General features: G+C 64.6%; 17 protein-coding genes. 8 read left to right on the top strand and 9 right to left on the bottom strand.

Annotated elements, in window-relative coordinates; genetic code table 11:
* Positions 1 to 214: 214 nt before the first annotated feature.
* Entirely contained in the window at positions 215 to 1483 is a 1269-nt protein-coding gene (locus CH271_RS24100) for a sensor domain-containing phosphodiesterase (RefSeq protein ID WP_094635207.1), read from the top strand.
* Positions 1484 to 1499: 16 nt separating this feature from the next.
* Here CH271_RS24100 and CH271_RS24095 read toward each other — a convergent pair whose 3' ends face one another.
* From CH271_RS24095 to CH271_RS24085, 3 genes are all read right to left on the bottom strand, one after another.
* The gene (locus CH271_RS24095; protein ID WP_256986550.1) at positions 1500 to 2642 is read right to left on the bottom strand and encodes an L-talarate/galactarate dehydratase; all 1143 of its coding nucleotides are present in this window, start codon (positions 2640 to 2642) and stop codon (positions 1500 to 1502) included.
* Positions 2643 to 2772: 130 nt separating this feature from the next.
* Positions 2773 to 3726 carry a 2-hydroxyacid dehydrogenase gene (locus CH271_RS24090; protein ID WP_094635205.1) on the bottom strand — a complete coding sequence of 318 codons (954 nt, stop codon included), beginning with the start codon at positions 3724 to 3726 and terminating at the stop codon, positions 2773 to 2775.
* A complete protein-coding gene (locus CH271_RS24085; protein WP_094635204.1) occupies positions 3726 to 5072 on the bottom strand; it encodes an enolase C-terminal domain-like protein in 1347 nt (448 codons plus the stop codon). The genes CH271_RS24090 and CH271_RS24085 overlap by 1 nt, the downstream gene beginning before the upstream one ends.
* A 288-nt stretch (positions 5073 to 5360) precedes the next feature.
* On the opposite strand from CH271_RS24085, the gene CH271_RS24080 reads away from it, so the two are divergent.
* From CH271_RS24080 to CH271_RS24065, 4 genes are read left to right on the top strand one after another with little or no spacing between them, the layout of a single operon-like run.
* Complete coding sequence (locus CH271_RS24080) at positions 5361 to 6959, top strand: aldehyde dehydrogenase (NADP(+)) (protein WP_037196034.1); 1599 nt, start codon at positions 5361 to 5363, stop codon at positions 6957 to 6959.
* Between the two features lie 31 nt (positions 6960 to 6990).
* Complete coding sequence (locus CH271_RS24075; RefSeq protein ID WP_037196036.1) at positions 6991 to 7917, top strand: 5-dehydro-4-deoxyglucarate dehydratase; 927 nt, start codon at positions 6991 to 6993, stop codon at positions 7915 to 7917.
* A complete protein-coding gene (locus CH271_RS24070) occupies positions 7917 to 9185 on the top strand; it encodes a glucarate dehydratase family protein (protein WP_094635203.1) in 1269 nt (422 codons plus the stop codon). The genes CH271_RS24075 and CH271_RS24070 overlap by 1 nt, the downstream gene beginning before the upstream one ends.
* A gap of 48 nt (positions 9186 to 9233) precedes the next feature.
* Positions 9234 to 10181 carry a GGDEF domain-containing protein gene (locus tag CH271_RS24065; RefSeq protein WP_094635202.1) on the top strand — a complete coding sequence of 316 codons (948 nt, stop codon included), beginning with the start codon at positions 9234 to 9236 and terminating at the stop codon, positions 10179 to 10181.
* Between the two features lies 1 nt (position 10182).
* On the opposite strand, the gene CH271_RS24060 is transcribed toward CH271_RS24065, so the two are convergent.
* The gene (locus CH271_RS24060; protein ID WP_037196042.1) at positions 10183 to 10731 is read right to left on the bottom strand and encodes a TetR/AcrR family transcriptional regulator; all 549 of its coding nucleotides are present in this window, start codon (positions 10729 to 10731) and stop codon (positions 10183 to 10185) included.
* 81 nt (positions 10732 to 10812) lie between these two features.
* Between CH271_RS24060 and CH271_RS24055 the strand changes: the two genes are divergently transcribed.
* Positions 10813 to 11739: an alpha/beta hydrolase gene (locus CH271_RS24055; protein WP_094635354.1), complete on the top strand. Its 927-nt coding sequence runs from the start codon at positions 10813 to 10815 to the stop codon at positions 11737 to 11739.
* Here CH271_RS24055 and CH271_RS24050 read toward each other — a convergent pair.
* The 4 genes from CH271_RS24050 to CH271_RS24035 are packed head-to-tail and all read right to left on the bottom strand — an operon-like array spanning position 11736 to position 16197.
* Positions 11736 to 12407 carry a TetR/AcrR family transcriptional regulator gene (locus CH271_RS24050; RefSeq protein WP_094635201.1) on the bottom strand — a complete coding sequence of 224 codons (672 nt, stop codon included), beginning with the start codon at positions 12405 to 12407 and terminating at the stop codon, positions 11736 to 11738. The two genes, CH271_RS24055 and CH271_RS24050, sit on opposite strands and share 4 nt — an antisense overlap.
* Positions 12404 to 13249, bottom strand: a complete 846-nt coding sequence (locus tag CH271_RS24045) for an SDR family NAD(P)-dependent oxidoreductase (RefSeq protein ID WP_094635199.1) — start codon at positions 13247 to 13249, stop codon at positions 12404 to 12406. Before CH271_RS24045 ends, CH271_RS24050 begins: the two co-directional genes overlap by 4 nt.
* Positions 13246 to 14784 (bottom strand): flavin-containing monooxygenase, encoded by a 1539-nt coding sequence (locus CH271_RS24040; protein WP_256986534.1) that lies wholly within the window; start codon positions 14782 to 14784, stop codon positions 13246 to 13248. The genes CH271_RS24045 and CH271_RS24040 overlap by 4 nt, the downstream gene beginning before the upstream one ends.
* A 54-nt stretch (positions 14785 to 14838) precedes the next feature.
* Positions 14839 to 16197 (bottom strand): MFS transporter, encoded by a 1359-nt coding sequence (locus CH271_RS24035; RefSeq protein WP_094635197.1) that lies wholly within the window; start codon positions 16195 to 16197, stop codon positions 14839 to 14841.
* Between the two features lie 62 nt (positions 16198 to 16259).
* Here CH271_RS24035 and CH271_RS24030 point away from each other — a divergent pair, with 62 nt between their 5' ends.
* Positions 16260 to 16823 (top strand): TetR/AcrR family transcriptional regulator, encoded by a 564-nt coding sequence (locus CH271_RS24030; RefSeq protein WP_179274831.1) that lies wholly within the window; start codon positions 16260 to 16262, stop codon positions 16821 to 16823.
* Between the two features lie 60 nt (positions 16824 to 16883).
* On the opposite strand, the gene CH271_RS24025 is transcribed toward CH271_RS24030, so the two are convergent.
* Entirely contained in the window at positions 16884 to 18374 is a 1491-nt protein-coding gene (locus CH271_RS24025; RefSeq protein ID WP_094635194.1) for a SulP family inorganic anion transporter, read from the bottom strand.
* Between the two features lie 338 nt (positions 18375 to 18712).
* On the opposite strand from CH271_RS24025, the gene CH271_RS24020 reads away from it, so the two are divergent.
* On the top strand, positions 18713 to 20338 hold the full coding sequence (locus CH271_RS24020; protein WP_094635192.1) for a ribonuclease J: 1626 nt from the start codon (positions 18713 to 18715) through the stop codon (positions 20336 to 20338).
* Positions 20339 to 20349: the final 11 nt, after the last annotated feature.

Genomic DNA, 20349 nt, shown 5'->3' with positions numbered 1-20349 from the left:
TACTGTGCACCTCGCGCAGTGGTGTGGCAAAGCCCGCGGGTCGTTCCGCAAGCTGCACTCCCATGTGCCCCAGGCGGCATCCAACCGCGCAGTGCCTACGGTACGAGACCCACCCAGTGGTGATCTGCACGTCCCCGGGCCGAACTCGCACAGGGCGGGTAACGTCGAAAACGAGCTGAAAATCTATTGTTCGATCGCGAAGAAAGACACCTTCATGCCGGACGACGCTGTGCGCGAGCGTTCCTCGCACGAGGCGATTTCCTCTGCCCTCGCCGATGTGAGCGCTGTCCGACCGGTATTCCAACCCGTGGTCGAACTCGGCACCGGAACCGTCCTCGGGTACGAGGCTCTGGCGCGGTGGCCCGAGTGGCCCCAATTGGACCTGGATTCCGTGTTTTCGACGGCCGCAGATCTGGGTGTGGTGGATGATCTCGATTGGGCTTGTCGCACAAGCGCGGTCGACGCAGCACTCGCTGCAGGGATGGCACAGGAACTGTGTTTGTTCGTCAACGTGGAACCCCACACCGCAACCGGACCGACCGACGCCGCCAAGCGCGTGTTCGCATCGGCCGAGGGCCGATTCTCCGTGGTGCTCGAGCTGACAGAGAGGTCACTGCTGGCCGATCCCGCAGTGTTGTTGGCCGTGGTTGCCGACGGTCGGCGGGCAGGATGCCGTATTGCTCTCGACGACATCAGCGTGCATCCGGACACGGTGACCATGCTCGAGTTCGTCGCACCGGACATCATCAAGCTCGACCGTTCGTTGGTCCAGCAAGATCCGAATCGAGCGCAGGCGCGCGTGATCGCCGCGGTACGAGCGCATTCCGAGGCGACCGGAGCGACTGTTCTGGCAGAGGGCATCGAAAACGACGAACACCTCGCCCGCGCTCACTCACTCGGGGCGGTACTGGGCCAGGGCTGGCTGTTCGGAAAGCCCGGTCCGCTGCCCGAGTCGGTGCGGACGGCACCGGGTGCGCTGTCCATTCTGAGCGAACCCGTTTCGAACTCCGGTCTGGTCCCGAACCTGCCATCGGATCTCTTCGAGCTCGTGGCTCCGTCGATCGGAACCAAAGCCTTCATCCGCGCCATCTCCCGCCAGATCGAGGACTACGCCCGCGATACCAACGATTCGCTGGCCCTCATGTCCACCTTCCAGCATTCCCGATGGTTCAGCCCGCCTGTCGCCGAGCAGTACGCCTTGCTGGCCACCAAGCACGCATTCGTCGCGGCCGTCGGCGTCGGCTTGGGAGGGGCACCTGCGCCGGGTGTGCGCGGAGCAGATCTCGATCCCACGGAGGAGTTCACTCGAGAGTGGACGATCACCGCGGTCGGTCAGCACTATTTCTCGGCGCTCATCGCCCGCGATCTGGGCGACACGGACTGCGCCGACGCGGATCGACGATTCGAGTTCGTGCACACGCACAATCGGCAGCTCGTCGTCGCCGCCGCCAGATCGCTCATGCGCCGCATCATTCCCATGTGACCGGGGCTGGTACCAGCTAGCGCACCACCACCCTCGCCACTGTCCAGGCCCGACCCTGCTCGCTCAACGTGAAGCCCAGTCCCGGGCGTGCAGACAGATGCATACGCCCGTCTCGGGTCTCGAGATGCTCGTCGAACAGCGGGGCGAGCCAGTCGAAGTGCTCCACCCACGTCTGCAGTGGATACACCGCCGCGAGGTGCAGATGGATCTCCATGGCGAAGTGCGGGGCGAGTTGCAGATTGTGGTGCTCTGCCAGCGTGGCCAACTTCAGGAATTGCGTGATCCCGCCGATGCGGGGAGCGTCGGGTTGCAGAATGTCGACCGAGCCGGCCTCGATGAGGCGGACGTGCTCGCCGACGCTCGCCAGCATCTCTCCCGTTGCGATCGAGGTATCCAGGCTACGAGCCAGCTGGGCATGCCCCTCGGCGTCGTACGCGTCGAGGGGTTCCTCTATCCACACGAGGTCGAATTGCTCCAGGATTCGGCCCATGCGCTGCGCCGTCGGGCGGTCCCACTGCTGATTGGCGTCCACCATCAGCGGGACATCGTCACCGAGGAATTCACGGACCGCGGTGACGCGGGCGATATCGTTACGCCAATCCGGTTGGCCCACTTTCAGTTTGATACCGCCGATGCCGTTGGCCAGGGAGATGGCGGCGTTCTCCATGACCTCCTCGATGGGAGTGTGCAGAAAACCACCCGAGGTGTTGTACGTCTGCACCGAATCGCGCGCCGAGCCGATCAGTTTGGCCAGCGGCAACTCCGCCCGCTTGGCTTTGAGATCCCACAGCGCGATGTCGATCGCGGCAATCGCCTGCGTCGCAACACCGCTCCGGCCCACCGACGCTCCGGCCCACACGAGCTTGGTCCAGATCTTGCCGATGTCGTTCGGGTCCTCGCCGATGAGAACTGGGGCGATCTCCTGGGCGTGCGCAAACTGGGCGGGCCCGCCGGCGCGCTTGGAGTATCCGAAACCGATTCCCGCATGCCCCTGTTCGGTACGAATCTCGGCGAACAGGAACACCACCTCGGTCATCGCCTTCTGCCTGCCGGTGAGCACCTTGGCGTCACTGATCGGATTCTTCAGCGGTAACACGATCGAGGACAGCGTGACTTCGGCGATGCGATCGATACTTGCGACGCCGGGAGCCAGTGCCATGATTGCCGCATCGGGGGCAGTGAGGCCGCTTGTCGGTTTTTCTGTGGCGATGGTCATCACGGGCTCCTGGGATCGTCGATTTACTCTGTCTCACAGACTATTTCGACGCTCGATGTGGGTCCAACACCAATTATCGATCGATCGATGCCGCCAGAGCATCGATGTTCGACGCGATATCCGCGACACGTCCCACGAACGTATGATGCGTGACGCCCGACGAGTGGGGCGTCATCAGCACATTGTCGAGATCGCGGAACGGCAACACACTCGGTTCTCCCATGCCGTCCGGCCCGGGATACTGGTACCAGACATCGATTGCGGCAGCGGCTATCTTGCGGGACGACAACGCGTCGAACAGTGGCTGCTCCTGTACCAAGGGTCCACGACCGACATTGACGAGTACCCCGTCGCGACCGAGTCTGCTCAGCTCTTCGGCACCGATCATCCCGCGCGTGTGCTCGTTCAGCGGTGCGGAGACCACGAGAACATCCGCGAAATCGGCGAGCCTCGTCAAATCCGCGGCGTCCGAGACCCATTGGAGTCCCTCATCCGGAGCTCGCCCGCTTCCGGTGACCGCAGCACCGGTCGCCCCGTAGGCCTGAAACAGCTGCCAGGTTCGCCTGCCGATGTGTCCGAAGCCGACGAAGCCGATGCGGGCACCGCTCAGCGACAACGGTTGCGGGATGCTCGGGTCGTAGACGGCGGTCGCGAACCGCCCCTCGCGCAGTGCCCGATCCTGTAGCAGAAACTGTCGGCGCAGCATTACCGTTGCTGCCACCACGTACTCGGCAATCGACTGTTCGTGGTGAAAGGTGTTGCACACCTGCACATCGGGGCCCAATCCGGAGCGATCGACGTTGTCCGTTCCGGCACCGGCAACGTGCACCATGCGTAGCTTCGGCGCTGCGGCACCCATGGCCGCGCTGAACTTGCCACCGACGTAGACGTCCGCATCGGCAAGTTCGTCGATGACCCGGCTCCCGTCGAACGGCACGCACCAGATCACCTCGGCATCGGCGGGCAGGCCCGCCTCGAACTGCTCCCGATGGGGCAGCACATTTCGATCACCGACGACGATCTTCATCAGCGGACCAGGGCCGGCCGCTTGCTGTCGAACGTCCAGCCCTCGATCAGATACTGCATACCGATGGCGTCGTCGCGGGAACCGAGACCTTCCTTCTGGTACAACTCGTGCGCCGCGTCGATCTGCTCGAAGTCGAGTTCGACACCCAGACCCGGCTTGTCGGGCACGGTGAGGTAGCCATCCTCGATCGTGAACGGCTCCCTGGTCACTCGCTGTCCGTCCTGCCAGATCCAGTGCGTGTCGATGGCCGTGATCGTCCCTGGAGCGGCCGCGGCCACGTGGGTGAACATCGCCAGCGAGACGTCGAAGTGGTTGTTGGAGTGCGAACCCCACGTCAGACCCCACGCATCGCACAGCTGCGCGACGCGTACCGAACCGGCCATCGTCCAGAAGTGCGGGTCGGCGAGTGGGATGTCCACCGCACCGGATCGGATGGTGTGGCCCATCTCGCGCCAGTCGGTGGCGATCATGTTGGTCGCGGTCTGCAACCCGGTGGCACGCTTGAACTCGGTCATGACTTCTCGGCCGGAGAATCCGCCCTCCGGTCCGACGGGGTCTTCGGCGTATGCCAGGACATCCCGCAGGCCACGACACGTCTCGATCGCGTCCTTCAGCAACCAACCACCGTTGGGATCCAACGTGATTCGAGCCTCGGGGAATCGCTCGGCCAGAGCACGTACCGCGGCGGCCTCCTCGGCGGCGGGCAGCGCACCCCCCTTGAGCTTGAAGTCCTGGAAGCCGTAGCGTGCCTGCGCCGCCTCGGCGAGGCGCACGATCGACTCGGGATCCATGGCCTCCTCGTGCCTGATGCGCATCCAGTCGTCTGCTCCGTCGGCCTCGTCGGCTGCACTGCGGTACGCGAGGTCGGTCTTGGTCCGATCGGCGACGAAGAAGAGGTAGCCCAGAGCCTGAACCTTCTCGCGCTGCTGTCCGTCACCCAACAGTGCTGCAACACTGACGCCGAGATGCTGGCCGAGCAGATCCAACAATGCCGATTCCACTGCGGTCACAGCGTGAATCGCGATCCGCAGATCGAAGGTCTGCGCTCCGCGGCCTCCGGCATCACGATCCGCGAACGTGCGGCGCATGTCGGCCAGCACAGCGTTGTACCGACCGATGCCCTGGCCCTCGACGAGTACCCGCGCATCCTCGAGAGTCTGCCGAATCGCCTCTCCTCCCGGCACTTCACCGACGCCGATGCGCCCGTCCGAATCGGTGAGCACCACCAGATTGCGGGTGAAGTACGGGGCGTGGGCTCCGCTGAGGTTCAGCAGCATGTCGTCGTGACCCGCGATCGGAATGACACGCATCTCGGCGACGACGGGTGTGCTGGTGTGGACGTTCATGCCCGACCTTTCTCACATACTTCTGGTGACTCGGCTCACAGACGACAGTAGGGCTGTCGATCGATTCCTGTCCAAGACCATCTGCGCATCGACCGATGCAGTAGTGGCATCGGTAACGACACCGAGAGCGCATCGGTCCTGGCAGTGAGATCGATACCGAGACTGAATCAAATGCGACATTTTTAGACTTGGACATGTATCGATCGGCCTTCTACCGTGGTGAGCTATGAGCCAGGTCACGCCTCGGCGTCAGCGTACGTACCGCACCACAGCCTTAGGAGTCACCCCATGACAGCGTCGACGACACAGTCCACCCACCTCACCGGCCGGATGATCATCGCCGGCGTCCCGGTCTTCGGTGGCGGTACGCAGATTCACGGAATCGACCCCAGCACCGGCGCGAACCTCGACCCTGCCTACGGACACGGCGACAATGCCGACGTCGAAAAAGCCTGTGCCGCAGCGGCCGAGGCGTTCGCCGATTACCGGGCCACGTCCTCGGAGACACGCGCTCAGTTCCTCGAGACCATCGCCGACAACATCGCGGCTCTCGGCGACACGCTGATCGAGCGCGCCGTCGCCGAGTCCGGACTTCCGTTGGCCCGCATCACCGGCGAGGTCGGCCGCACCACCGGACAACTCCGCCTGTTCGCTTCCGTTCTGCGCGAGGGCAGTTGGAACGGTGCCCGTATCGATCCGGCCCAGCCCGATCGCACGCCACTCCCCCGCGCCGACATCCGCCAGCGGCAGATTCCGTTGGGCCCGGTTGCAGTGTTCGGAGCCAGCAACTTCCCGCTCGCCTTCTCCGTCGCCGGCGGCGACACCGCCTCCGCTCTCGCAGCCGGATGCCCGGTGGTCGTCAAGGCCCACGATGCCCATCCGGGAACGTCCGAACTGGTCGGTCGAGCGATCGCCGATGCGGTGTCTTCCACCGGAATGCCCTCGGGCACATTCTCTCTGCTGTTCGGCTCCGGCCGTGGACTCGGCACCGCTCTGGTGACCGACCCTCGCATCAAGGCAGTCGGCTTCACCGGATCACGCTCGGGTGGAACTGCTCTCGTTGCCGCCGCGGCCGGTCGTCGTGAGCCGATCCCGGTGTACGCCGAGATGAGTTCCATCAACCCGGTGTTCGTCATGGACGGCGCTCTCGCCACCCGCGGAGCCGAGCTCGGCCGCGCCTTCGTCGCATCACTGACGATGGGCTCGGGCCAGTTCTGCACCAACCCCGGTCTCGTCATTGCCGTGGACAGCCCTGGACTGCAGTCCTTCACCGAGGCAGCGACGGCGGCGGTAGAGGAATCCGCCCCCACCACGATGCTGACCCCGAACATCGCCTCCAGCTACGCGGACGGCGTCGCCACGCTGTCCGATGCAGTCACCGTGGTCGCGCGAGGATCCGACTCCGATGCTCCGAACGCCTGCCGCGCAGCGCTGTTCGAGACCGACGCCGATACGTTCCTGACCTCCGAGGACGCGCAGGCCGAGGTGTTCGGGGCGTCGAGCCTCATCGTTCGGTGCACCGACGCGCAGCAGGTTCGCGACGTCGCCGCGCTACTCGAAGGTCAGCTCACCGCCACGATTCACGCCGACGAGAAAGATCACACCGAGGCAGGCAAGCTCCTCTCGGTTCTCGAACTCAAGGCCGGCCGCATCCTGTTCGACGGATGGCCGACCGGAGTCGAGGTGGGCCACGCAATGGTCCACGGCGGCCCTTTCCCTGCCACCTCCAATTCCCGCACCACTTCGGTCGGATCTCTCGCCATCGAGCGCTTCCTGCGTCCCGTTTCTTACCAGGACGTTCCGAAATCATTGCTGCCCAATGCAATTGCCGACGGCAACCCAGAGGGAATCTTTCGCCGCATCGACGGCCAGCTCACCCAAGACTGACTCACCCCACCAAGTTCTCGAGGAGACCACCATGCTCGACGGAGTCCTGTTCTTCCCCGTCACCCCGTTCACCGCCGCCGGTGAGGTCGATTACGACCTGCTGGCCGCGCACATCGCGAAGGGCGTCGATGCCGGACCAGGTGGGGTGTTCATCGCCTGCGGCACCGGCGAATTCCATGCCCTCGAAGGCGAGGAATTCGGCAAGATCGTGCGCACTGCAGTCGACGTCGTGGCGGGCCGTGTGCCGGTGTACGCAGGCGCAGGCGGATCCGTGGCGCAGGCAAAGGCGTTCGCGGCGAGCGCGAAGACCAACGGAGCCGACGGCATCCTGCTGCTACCTCCGTACCTGGTGACGATGCCGCAGGCCGGTCTGGTCAACTACACCAAGGCCGTGGCCGCCGCGTCCGATCTGCCGTTGATCGTCTACAACCGCGGCAATGCCCGTTTCACCGAGGACTCGGCCGTCGAGGTAGCGCAGCTGCCCACCGTCGTCGGGTTCAAGGACGGCACAGGCGATCTCGATCAGGTCGGCCGGATCGTCCGCGCAGTCCTGGATGCACTCGAGCCGTCGGGCAAGCCCTTCCAGTTCTTCAACGGTCTGCCCACCGCCGAGGTCTCACAACAGGCGTACCGGGCCATCGGTGTCACTCTGTATTCCTCGGCCACGTTCGCATTCGCTCCCGAGCTGGCGCTGGCGTTCTACCGGTCTCTGGACAGCGGCAACGAGAAGCTCACTGCCGCACTGCTTCGCGAGTTCTTCCACCCACTGGTGCGTCTACGCGACAAGGTTCCCGGATACGCCGTCGCTCTCATCAAGGCAGGCGTGACTATGGAGGGTATCGAGGCCGGACCGGTGCGCCCGCCGCTGGTGGACATCAGTGCGCCGCACCTCGAGGAACTGACCGCGATCGTCGCCGCCGGCCGGGCCGTGCTGGCGAACGAGCTCGCGGTGCGCTGATGCAGGATCCGGTTCTGATCACCGGCGCTCGGATCACTCCGATCGCCTTCGTGGACCCTCCGTTGCTCAACACAGTCGGGGTGCATCAGCCTTACGCACTGCGCGCGATCATTCAGCTGGACACCGATGCCGGCGTCGTCGGACTGGGTGAGACCTACGCCGACACTGCGCATCTGGCTCGTCTCGACGCGGCGGCTCAGGCCATCACCGGCCTGGACGTGTTCGCACTCAACGAGATTCGAGATGCCGTCGATACGGTACTCGGGACGCTGTCCATCACCGGCGGAGACGGCGTCGCGGGAATGATCACCACGGCCAGTACCACCGACCGCGTCTTCTCGCCGTTCGAGATCGCGTGCCTGGACGTGCAGGGCAAGGTGTTGGGGCGGCCGGTGTCGGACCTGCTCGGGGGCAAGGTTCGGGACTCCGTTCCGTTCAGCGCGTATCTGTTCTACAAATGGGCAGCACATCCCGGTGGCCGACCGGACGAGTGGGGCGAGGCCGTCGACCCGGCCGGCCTGGTACGCCAGGCCCGAAAGATGATCGACGAGTACGGCTTCGAGGCCATCAAGGTCAAGGGCGGCGTCTTTCCACCCGACGAGGAGATAGCCGGGATCAAGGCGCTCCGGGAGGCATTCCCGGAGCTACCGCTCCGGCTGGACCCCAACGCGGCGTGGACGGTCGACACGTCCATCCGTGTCGCCGCCGAGCTCGACGGCATCGTCGAGTATCTCGAGGACCCGACACCGGGACTCGACGGGATGGCCGAGGTCGCGCGCGAGGCGAAGATGCCTCTCGCGACCAACATGTGCGTCGTCGCCTTCGATCATCTGAAGCCCGCGGTGGTGAAGGACTCGGTGCAGGTGGTGTTGTCCGACCATCACTACTGGGGCGGGCTGCAACGATCGAGGTTGCTCGCCGGCATCTGCGACACCTTCGAGCTGGGTCTGTCGATGCACTCGAACAGCCATCTCGGCATCAGCCTGGCCGCCATGGTTCACCTCGCCGCGGCGACGCCCAACCTGACCTACGCCTGCGACACACACTGGCCGTGGAAGAGCGAGGACGTCGTCGTACCCGGGGTGTTGAACTTCGTCGACGGCGCGGTGGCAGTTCCCACCGGGCCCGGCCTCGGCGTCGAGATCGACGAGGACGCGCTCGCCGCGCTGCATCAGCAGTACCTCGACTGCGGTATCCGCGACCGTGACGACACCGGATACATGCAGAGCATCGATTCGAGCTTCGAAAACACCTGCCCGCGCTGGTAGGACTAAGCTCGCTCCGGGTCGTGGGGATCCGTGCGAGAGGTCTGTCGTGTGAACACCGGTTGGCAATATTCCCCCGCGCCGGTCGCGCGAACGTCCGGGGTCAACTGCCTCGTCAGTGGACTGGTGGGTGTCGTCACCGTCGTCGGGGCTTCGCCTCGGGCGGCGACCGTGTTGCTCGTCCTGGCGGTGGCATGGTGCGCACTGGGCATCTACATGATCGCGGCGGCACCGGTGCTCTCTCGACGCCTCTACCTGGCGATGCACCTGTCCGGTCTGGCGAGCATCGCCCTGTTCTGCAGCGCGGCGGGCGGGGCCATCGCGGCCATGTCCGGCATCTTCCTCCAGCTACTTCTGGTGACGCCTGCGTTCATCGTGCTGCCCAACCGCATCGCCTGGCGGACGACGGTTCTCAACGCCGTGTACGTCGCGTACCTGGGTGCCGTCGTCGGCGGTATCCATCCCGTCCTGGTGATCAACGCCCAACTGGTGCTCGTCGCCATCGCGATCTCCGCGGCCTGGGTCCAGAGCGTGGCCTCGACCTCCGAGATCGACCACCTCACCCAGCTCCCGAATCGACGGCGCCTCACCCGTGAGTTGGACGCTCGGCCGGGAACGGTGGCGAGCGGAAAGATCGACGCCATCGCAGTGGTGGACATCGATCGCTTCAAGGTGATCAACGACGACCACGGTCATGCGGCCGGTGATCGCGCGCTCGAGATCGTGTCGTCCGCACTACGCACCTGCCTTCCGCGGCGGTACCTGCTGAGCCGCTCGGGCGGCGATGAATTCACGGTGCTGTGCATCACGGGCACAGCCGCCGAACTACGCGACGCAGTCGATCGCGTTCGGACGGAGCTACCGAAGGACGTGACGATCTCGGCGGGAGTGGCCAGCCGGCAGGACGGCGAAGCCGCCCGCGCCACCCTCGCGCGCGCCGACCGAGCGTTGTACGAGTCCAAGAATCTCGGGCGGAACCGCACAACCGTCCACGAGTAGGTCAACGTCGGACGCCGACCTTGCGGAACAGCAGATCGATCATGGCCCGTTTCGACGCCTCGTCCTGCGGGTGCGTCAGCATGGCCTCGATGACGAAGACGATCATTCGTGTCGTCGGTTCGATGTCGGCGTCATCTACGCCGGCGTTGCGTAGCTCGACGGCGATCCACTGTTCCCACAACGCATGGAAATCGTTGTGCCACTTGTCGATACAGGCAGCTACCGACGTTCGCGAGTGCACCGTATCGACCAGTCGATGATATTTCTCCAGCTCGTCGACCACCCAGAGGACCTGCTCGTTCACCGATTGCGCCGCGAGAGCACCGAATCGACCGAGGGCCTCGGTGTGAATGTCGTCGAGTACCCCGACGAGCAGCTCGTCCTTGTCGCCGAAATACCAGTAGATCGTATTGGTGGTCACTCCGGCAGCGGTGGCGATTCGACCCATCGGGGTGTGCTCGTAGCCGTCGTCGACGAACAGCGAGCGGGCGGCGTTCACGATCTCGGAGCGCTTCTCGGCGCGATCGACGGGTCGACGGTTGCGCGGCATTGCATCATCGTATCTTGATCGTCATTCAAGACGGTGCTATTTTCTTGAATGACGATCAAGAGAACGAAGAAGGACAACCACATGAGCGCCGACGACCAGCCCGAATACAGCCGTACCGACGAATGGTTCGATTCGGAGGGAGTCCGCTGCGCTGTGGCGGTGTATCGGCCCACGGGCACGACGGTCGACGCTCCTGCCGTGGTCATGGCCCACGGATTCGGCACCCCACGTGTCATTCGCCTCTTCGCCTACGCGGAGGTCTTCGCCCGCGCCGGCTACACGGTTCTCGTTTTCGACTACCGCCACTTCGGTGACAGTGACGGTGAGCCGCGGCAGCTGCTCGACATCGGCAAGCAACTCGTCGACTGGCGCAACGCCGTCGCCTACGCCCGGACACTCGACGGTGTCGACTCGGCACGCATCGTCGGTTGGGGTACCTCCTTCGCCGGCGGACACGTGCTCACCCGGGCCGGCACAGGAGAGAACTTCGCCGCCGTCATCGCCCAGATCCCGCACGTGGACGGGATCGCAGCCGTGCGGGCGACCGGACTTCGGCGCACCGTCAAGCTCGCCCCGTCAGCGGTGATCGACCAGATCCGCGCAGTGCGGGGGAGGTCACCCCTGTACGTCGACTCGGTCGGCAACCCCGGCGATCGAGCCGTGATGACCTCACCCGACGCCGTCCCCGGCCGCGACCTCCTCCTCGCCGAATCCGGATTGACCGACGGCGACTACCCGGAAACCGTTGCTGCGCGGATACTCCTGCGCATCGGGTTGTACTCGCCGGGCAAGACCGCGTCGAACATCACCTGCCCCGTTCTGATGCAGATCATGTCCGACGACGTGGTCACGCCGGCGTACGTCACCGTGAAGATCGCAGCGAAGATTCCCGACGCCACCGTGCACATCCACAAGGGCGGCCACTTCGACCCCTACGTGCAGCCGTTGTTCCCGATCATCATCGAAGAGCAGCTGGAGTTCCTGAAGAGGACTGTGCCGGTGCGTTAACTCTCTCGACCCTCGGACCCTGTGTTCGTCAGCGGCGCAACGATATTGGCAAGCATGGTCGCGATGGTGGCGACGACGATGCGCCGCTCCGCGACATAACCGCTCTGGTACCACGTCATCGCGGTGTGGCTGATTCCGCCGATCGCAGCGGTGGCGAGCAGGTCGACATCCAAATCGGGGCCCGACGGTACGTCGCCGGCGAACGTGCGGAGGTAGCCGAGCAACAGCGTCCCGAACTGCTGCATCACTGTCAGGTACGTCTGCTCCACGCGAGGGCTGACTCCGAGCACCTCCATCCACACCACGCGAGCGAGGTGCGGGTCCTCGACGACGCGAAAGAACGGCTCGAGCAACTGCTCGGCGACAGCCCTGATCTCGCTGCCCGTCTCCACCTCCGTGATGGCCCCGGACACCGAGTCGGTCAGGTGTGCAATGCATTCCGCGTAAACAGCGAGCAGGAGATCCTCGGTCTTGTCGAAATACTGATAGAAGTGCCGGTCGGCGATCTTGGCCTCGCGGCACAGTCCGCGGACGGTCGCGGCGCGGTACCCGGTGCTGCCGAACACCCGCAGGCCGGCGTCCAGAAGCTGCCGCCGCCTACGGTCGTCGCGGTCGGCCGCGCTCTCACCGCCGTAGGCGCGGCCGGCGGCTTCCGGCGCTGCACTCATGACCGTCGGGCATCCAGTTCGGCAGTGAGACGGATCAATTCGGCGTCCCGCTCCATCATGGCGTCCATGACCGGGTTGACGATGCCACGCAACAGCGAGATCGGGATCCAGCGACCGGGCACGGCGATGCGCGCAGCCCGCCGTCCGATCCCTCGAACGGCCACGCGCGCGAGCTTGTCCGGTGTGATCGGGCGGAGCAGCGGCGTGGGGAAGGCGCGGTCGATCATGGCCGTCGCGACGTCGTCGCCGCCGAACGCGACTTCGGCGATCGGAGTTGCCACCCACCCCGGATACAGCACTCCAGCAGTCGCTTTCGTGCCCGCGAGTTCCGCACGCAGAGCACGACCGAGCTGTTCGACCGCCGCCTTCGATGCCGCGTACGGCGCATTCGCCAGGCCGTTGAGGTACGCGTACGTCGACGAGGTGAGCAGCACGTAGCCCCCGGACTCGACGATGTGCGGAAGGGCGGCACGCACCGTGTTCCAGACGCCGATCAGGTTGACGCCGATGACCCGCTCGAAGACTCCGTCCTCGATCGACCGAACGGTCGATGCCTGTGCACCGCTGGAGATTCCGGCGTTGGCCATCACGAAATCGAGCTTGCCGAAAGTGTCGATCGCGGTGGCGACGGCCGCGTCGAGCTGCTCCCGCACGGTGACGTCGGCGTAGGCGATCGCCACGCGCTTGTTGCCCAGCTTCCCCGCCACCGCCTCGAGATCGGTCGACGCCATGTCGACCAGAACGATCGAGGCACCGCGTCGATGCAGTGCGGTCGCCACGGCGGAACCGATACCGCCTGCCGCTCCGGTGATCAGCGCTACCTGGCCGGTGTGCTTGCTCATGCCGAAACCTCGTTCTTCGTAGTCACCGCGGTGGATGACCGGTGGATGTGATGGGCTTCCGGCCGAAAACGCTTGGCCCAGCGACGGAAGGTGAAGCTGAAGCCGGGGAACATGGCTACGACGTGCCCCGACTTCGACTGGTACCAACTGTGGCAGCCGCCGTCTTTCCAGACGGTTCCCTCCATGTCGCGGTGAATCGTGTCGGTGTACTGCTGCTCGGCGGCGGCAGTGACCTCGATGGCCGTTGCACCCGCCTGCCGGACGGCGTCGACCGCCCGCACGATGTACTCCATCTGCGCCTCGATGAGGAAGATGGCCGAGGTGTGACCGATTCCGGTGTTGGGTCCGGTGACGACGAACAGGTTGGGGAATCCGGGGACCGTCGTGCCGAGGTAGGCGCGCGGGTAGGGATCCCAGACGTCGGACAGAGCCACGCCGTCTCGGCCGATCACCGGGTACGAGATGACGCCGTCGGTGGCGTCGTATCCGGTGGACCACACCAGAAGATCGACATCGACGTGTTCGCCGGTGGTGGTGACAATTCCGGTCTCGGTGATCTCCGCGATGCCGTCGTTCTTGTCGTGCAGGGTGACGTTCGCCTGCCCGAGCGCGGGATAGAGCGTGTTGGACAGCAGAACCCGCTTGCACCCGATGACGTAGTCCGGGGTGACCTTCGCTCGAAGGTCGGAATCCGGAACCTGAGACTCGATGTGCTTCAACGCAGTTCGCTGCGCCACCGCCTTCAACATCGTCCGTGAGTACTTGAAGCCGATGATGCGAGTTTCGAGACTCCAGTAGATCCCGGCGCGGACCAGCCTGCGGATCGGTTCCAACTTCAGCAGCCTGCGCTGCAGCGGCGTGAATTCGCGATCGTGACGTGGCATCACCCAGTGCGGAGTGCGCTGGAAGACGTGCAGGTGCGCCACGTCGGGCTGGATCGCGGGAATCACCTGCGCGGCACTGGCACCGCTCCCGACGATCGCTACTCGCTTGCCGGCATGGTCGTACTCGGTGTGCCAGTCGTTGGTGTGGAACTGGGTGCCCTGGAACTTCTCTCGGCCGGGGAACGGCGGTATGACGGGTGTACTGAGTGGTCCCGACGCGTTGACGACGAACTTCGCCGCGTAGTCGCCCCGCGAGGTGGTGATGGTCCAGTGGTCTCCGGCCCATTCGATCTTCTGGACGTCGGTGTCGACATGGGTTCTCGCCGGCAGACCGTTGGATTCGAGCACGTGGTCGGTGTACCGCTCGAGCTCATCGCGTTCGGCGAACATGCGCGTCCACTCGAACGGTTCGGACGCGATCGAGTACAGCGGACTCTGCACATCGACGGCTGCGCCCGGGTAGCGATTCTGCTTCCACGTGCCACCCAGGAAGGGCCGTCTCTCCAGAATGACGAGGTCGTCGATGCCTCTATCGAGCAATGCCTTCGCTGCGCACTGGCCACCGAAGCCGCTGCCGATGATCACCACGGTGTGAATATGCATGCTGACGAATCCCTCCCACACGAGGCGCAATCCGATGACGCGCGTCATCACTTTAAAGTGATGACGCGCGATTCCGCAATGGTTTCGGAGCGCGAGTGCCGATCAACGAACATCGCTCGATCCACAGCCCTTCGCCCTGGAATCCTCGAGGCGCATTGCGAGTGCGGCGGCTGCTACCAGGACAACGACCATCACCAGGTACGGAGCACGCTCGCTATCTGACACCGTGGTGGCTGCGGTCGCGGCCGACAGGCCGACGGCCCCACCGAATTGCTTGGCCGTGTTCATCAGGCCGGACGCCGCCCCAGCCTCTTCCTGCGCTACGCCCGAGGTCACAACGGTGGCGAGCGGAGTGTTCATCAGGCCTCCGCCGATTCCGATGACAAGCGAAGGGCAAAGAACTGCGAGCCAGAATTGCTCCGTCGACGACCACCCGATCCACCACACACCCGAGGCGGCGATCAGCGCTCCGGTGCTGATCAGAACGCGGGCACTCATTCGGTCGAGCAGTCGAGGCACCACGGCGAGGTTCACCGCCATCAGCGTCACCGTGAGAGGGAGAAACGCGAGGCCTGTCTTGAGCGGTGAGTACCCCCAGTCCTGTTGGAGGCGGAACGTCAGGAAGTACCAGATGCTCACTTGGAAGCAGACAGCGGTGAGCGCCGTCGCTGCAGTTCCGAAGGCGATTTCAGGTCGACGCCACAAGCTCGGCGGGATCAGCGGTACCGCGCTTGCCCTGTCTCGCCGCACCCAGGCCAAGGCCAGCGCCACACTCAGCGCCGACGCCACGAGCACCGGTCCGGAAATGCGACCGCGCTCGGCGAACAGCGACAACGCGTACACGGCCGACCCGAACGCCAGGACCGACGCGGCGACCGACGACCACCTCACCTCCGCCACGGGAGTCGGCCGCCCGGAGATCAGGGCTCGGGCAGCGACCACTACGAGCACACCGATCGGCACGTTGATCAACAGAACCGAACGCCAGGAGACGAATTCGGTCAGTGCCCCGCTGACGATGTTGCCGATCCCGCCGCCTGCCACACTCACTGCGGTCCACAGTGCGATCGCGCGCGTCCGATCCGGCCCCTCTCGATAGGTCACGGTCAGTAGCGTGAACGTTGCCGGAGACAACGCGGCGGCCGCGAGACCCTGGCCGATGCGTGCCCCGATCAACATCCACCCGGTCACGGCCAGAGCGCCCAGGATGCTCGCGCCCGTGAATGCCACCGTGCTCCACAACAGAACGCGCGCAGCGCCCAGACCGTCCGCAAATCGCGCGGCCGCCAGGAGTGCACCCGCGAACGCAACGCTGTACCCCGTAGCGACCCACGACGTCATGGCGGGGCCAAGGCCCAGGTCACGCTGCATGGACGGGAGTGCCACGTTGAGAACCGACACATCCAGTACGACGACAAGTTGCGCTACTGACGCCACCCACAGCGCGCGACGTGCGGCCATCTTTCCCCTTTGATACATGCGTATAACTGATACGAATGTATCAAGCGGAGGGGGCGAATGGAATGACCAACGAACAACGGACCACGCAGATTCTCGACGCGGTCGAACGCCTCCTTTCTCACGGCGGCCTCGAGGCGGTCACCATGCGCGCCATCGCTACCGAAGCGGGTGTGTCACTTCGATTGGTGCAGTACTACGGAAACAGCAAGGACGAACTGCTGCACTCCGCGCTTCGACGCCTGTCCCTCCGCAGCGTGGAGCGGTGGCAGCACGCTCCATCCGCAGGCGAGCACTCTTCGATCGAGACCTTCCTCCTCGAAGCGTTACCCACCGACGACGAGAGCCGCTCGCTCCATCGTGTCGGTGTCTCACTCGAATTACTCTCCATCACAACCGAATCGCCCGTAGCCGATGCGTACCGCGCTCACCTGTCCGCGATTCATGAGTATCTCGTCGGTCTCTATCGGACTCGGTATCCGCAGCTGTCGGAGGTGCAAGCCGCTGGCTTTGCCAGGCAATGCATGGCTTTCATGCACGGGCTCGGATCGCTGGTGATGGCCGGACACACGACAGCCGAGCAAGCGCGCATCTGCGTTTCCGAATTCGTGGAACGGCCCACGAGGTGACGGTGTCCGTGCACCACATTCGCCGCCAATTCCGGCTGAGGAAGACGCACTACGTTCGGCTCAGTGCCCGCCCGACAGCTGTCCACTCAATCGGACGTGCCGTTCGGCAGATGCGGCGTTCAGGCCGGTGATCTGGGCATGCTTGCCCTTCGCCTCGTACTTCGAGGTGATGGCGTCGAGGGTCGCGACCGTGGACGCATCCCAGACATGGGCCCCACTGAGGTCGATGACGACGTTCTTCGGATCTCCCACGTAGTCGAACTGGTAGATCAGATCGTTGCTCGACGCGAAGAACAGTTCGCCCCTCACCGCGTAGACGCGGGTGTCCTGGTCCGGATGGGCCACGTCGACGACCTCGGTCAGGTGCGCCACGCGTCGGGCGAACAGCACCATCGCGGTGAGGACGCCGACGACCACGCCGTACGCCAGGTTGTGGGTGGCGACGGTGACGACCACGGTTGCCAGCATGACTGCTGTTTCACTCTTGGGCATGCGCCGCAACGTCTTCGGATGAATGCTGTGCCAGTCCATCGTGCCGATCGCAACCATGATCATGACGGCGGCGAGTGCGGCCATCGGAATCAGCGCCACGATGTCGCCGAGACCGACCACGAGAATCAGCAGGAACACACCCGCCAGGAACGTCGAGATGCGCGTCCGGGCACCCGAGGCCTTTACGTTGATCATCGTCTGGCCGACCATCGCGCAACCACCCATGCCACCGAAGAAGCCGGTGATGACGTTGGCCGCACCCTGGCCCCAGCTCTCGCGGGTCTTGTTCGAGTGCGAATCGGTGACGTCGTCGACGAGCTTGGCGGTGAGCAGCGACTCGAGCAGCCCGACGATGGCCATGGCACACGCGTACGGAGCGATGATGCTCAAGGTTTCCAGGTTCAACGGCACGTCGGGGAAGAGCAGCGTGGGCAGGCTCGACGGCAATTCACCCTCGCCACCGACGTTGGGGACGTTCAGCGCGAACACCACCGTGGCCACGGTCAGCAGCACGATTGCCACCAGTGGCGCGGGAACGACGGAGGTGATCCGAGGAAGCAAGAACATGATCAGCAGACCGACGGCCACCAGCGGGTACACCAGCCACGGAACACCGATGAGCGACGGGAACTGCGAGGTGAAGATCAGAATTGCCAATGCGTTGACGAATCCCACCATGACGCTGCGAGGAATGAAGCGCATCAGCTTGGCAACGCCGAGGACTCCGAGAACCACCTGGAGCACACCGGCGAGGATGACCGTGGCGATGAAGTAGTCGAGGCCGTACTGCTTGGCGACCGGAGCGATGACCAGCGCAATCGCCCCGGTGGCCGCAGAGATCATCGCGGGGCGACCGCCCAGGAACGCGATGGACACGGCCATCGTGAAGGACGCGAACAGGCCCACTCGCGGATCGACACCCGCAATGATCGAGAAGGCTATGGCCTCGGGAATCAGCGCCAACGCGACAACCAGGCCGGCCAGCACCTCGGTCTTCAGCATTCGGGGGGACCGCAGGGCACCCATGACGGTCGGAATCCGCTCGGCGGAGTCGCTCATATCTCTCCATTCGTGATCGATGGACAGGACAGGCCGAGGAACGGCCGCTCTCATCCAGGGGTGGGCGCATCGCTGCACCCGAAGGCTTTGTTCGTGGAGCCCGATGGGCATCTCACGCGTCCCGCACACATCGGGTGGGGAGAAACAGTCAGGAAACTAATCCATACTCTTACGCAAGAGTAGAGTTGATGCAAATCGACAGTCTTCGGACCGGGGTCGACACCAGGTCGGAGGCCCCCCGTAGCGTAAGAGGCATGTCGAGATCACCACGGAACCGCAGATCCCCCGCCGCACCGAGAAAGCGATCCTCTTCCGCGCTCCAGGCAGGGCACCTTCGCGTGATCGCGACCGGCGGTCTCGGCGAGATCGGCCGGAACATGACCGTGTTCGAGTACGACGGAAAACTGCTGATCGTCGACTGCGGCGTCCTGTTTCCCGAAGAGCACCAACCCGGCGTCGACGTCATCCTCCCCGACTGGAGTTGCATCCGCGATCGTCTCGACGACGTCGTCGCGATCGTCCTCACCCACGGACACGAGGACCACATCGGCGGCGTTCCCTACCTGCTGCGCGAGCGCGGCGACATCCCCGTCATCTCGTCACGTCTGACACTGCACTTCCTGGCTGCCAAGTTCGAGGAGTTCAAGGTCTCGACAAAGCTGATCGAGGTCGAAGCGGGGCAAACCCGTCAGGAAGGCCCGTTCGAGCTCGAGTTCATCGCCGTCAACCACTCGATCCCCGACGGTCTTGCCATCGCCATTCGCACCGACGCCGGGCTTGTGCTGCACACCGGCGACTTCAAGATGGACCAGTTCCCGCTGGACGGCCGGATCACAGATCTCCGTAGCTTCGCACGCCTCGGCGAGGAAGGGCTCGATCTACTCCTCGTCGACTCGACCAACGCCGAAGTTCCCGGGTTCATGGTCTCCGAACGCGATCTGGTCCCGGCCATCGAGAAGGTGTTCCGCGAAACCTCGGGGCGCGTGATCGTCTCGAGCTTCGCCAGCCACGTGCACCGCATCCAGCAGGTTCTCGACGCCGCGCACGCGCAGGGCCGCAAGGTTGCGTTCGTGGGCCGATCGATGGTGCGCAACATGAAGATTGCCACCGATCTGAACTACCTCGATGTGCCCGACGGGCTCGTCGTCGATCTACCGAAGCTCAACCGACTTCCGGCGAACAAGATCACCTTGATCTGCACCGGATCGCAGGGCGAGCCTCTCGCCGCGCTGTCGCGGATGGCGTCGGGTGAGCATCAGATCAAGGTGGGCGACGGCGACACCGTACTGATGGCCAGCAGTCTCATTCCCGGAAACGAGAACGCGATCTACCGCGTCATCAACGGTCTCGTCGACAAGGGTGCACGCGTGGTGCACAAGGGAAATGCCAAGGTGCACGTCTCCGGTCACGCCAGCGCAGGCGAGTTGGTCTACTGCTACAACATCCTCGAACCCGCCAATGTGCTTCCCGTACACGGTGAGTCGCGACATCTGCGCGCCAACGCCGATCTCGCGATCAGGACCGGCGTTCCCCGCGATCGAGTGTTGATCGCCGAGAACGGAAGCGTCATCGACCTGTTCGACGGCGTCGCGCAGATCACCGGCTCCGTCCCCATCGAACTCATCTACGTCGACGGCAGTGCCGTCGGTGGTGTGACCGAGGATTCGCTGGCCGAGCGTCGCTTGCTGGCGAACGAGGGCGTGCTGACCGTTATCGCGATCGTGGATCCAGACACCGGCCTGCTGGTCGACGACGTCGACTTCATCGGACGCGGATTTGCCCACGAGGCAAACGCTTTCGACTCGTTGGCCAAGGCGATCGGCAAGACCCTCACGCGCGAGAGCGACGTCAAGGTTGCTTCTCGCGAGAACATCGAGAAGCGCATCGTGCAGGAATCGGCACGGTGGGCCAAGCAGACCCTGGGCCGTCAGCCCCTGATCGTCCCGGTGGTCGTGGACGGCTAGAGCCGGTCCGG

The sequence above is a fragment of the Rhodococcus sp. 05-340-2 genome, assembly GCF_002258915.1.
In the GTDB taxonomy this organism is placed as follows: Bacteria; Actinomycetota; Actinomycetes; order Mycobacteriales; family Mycobacteriaceae; genus Rhodococcoides.
Note: the sequence above shows the minus strand (reverse complement) of the source record. Positions and strands in the feature narration are given on the sequence as shown.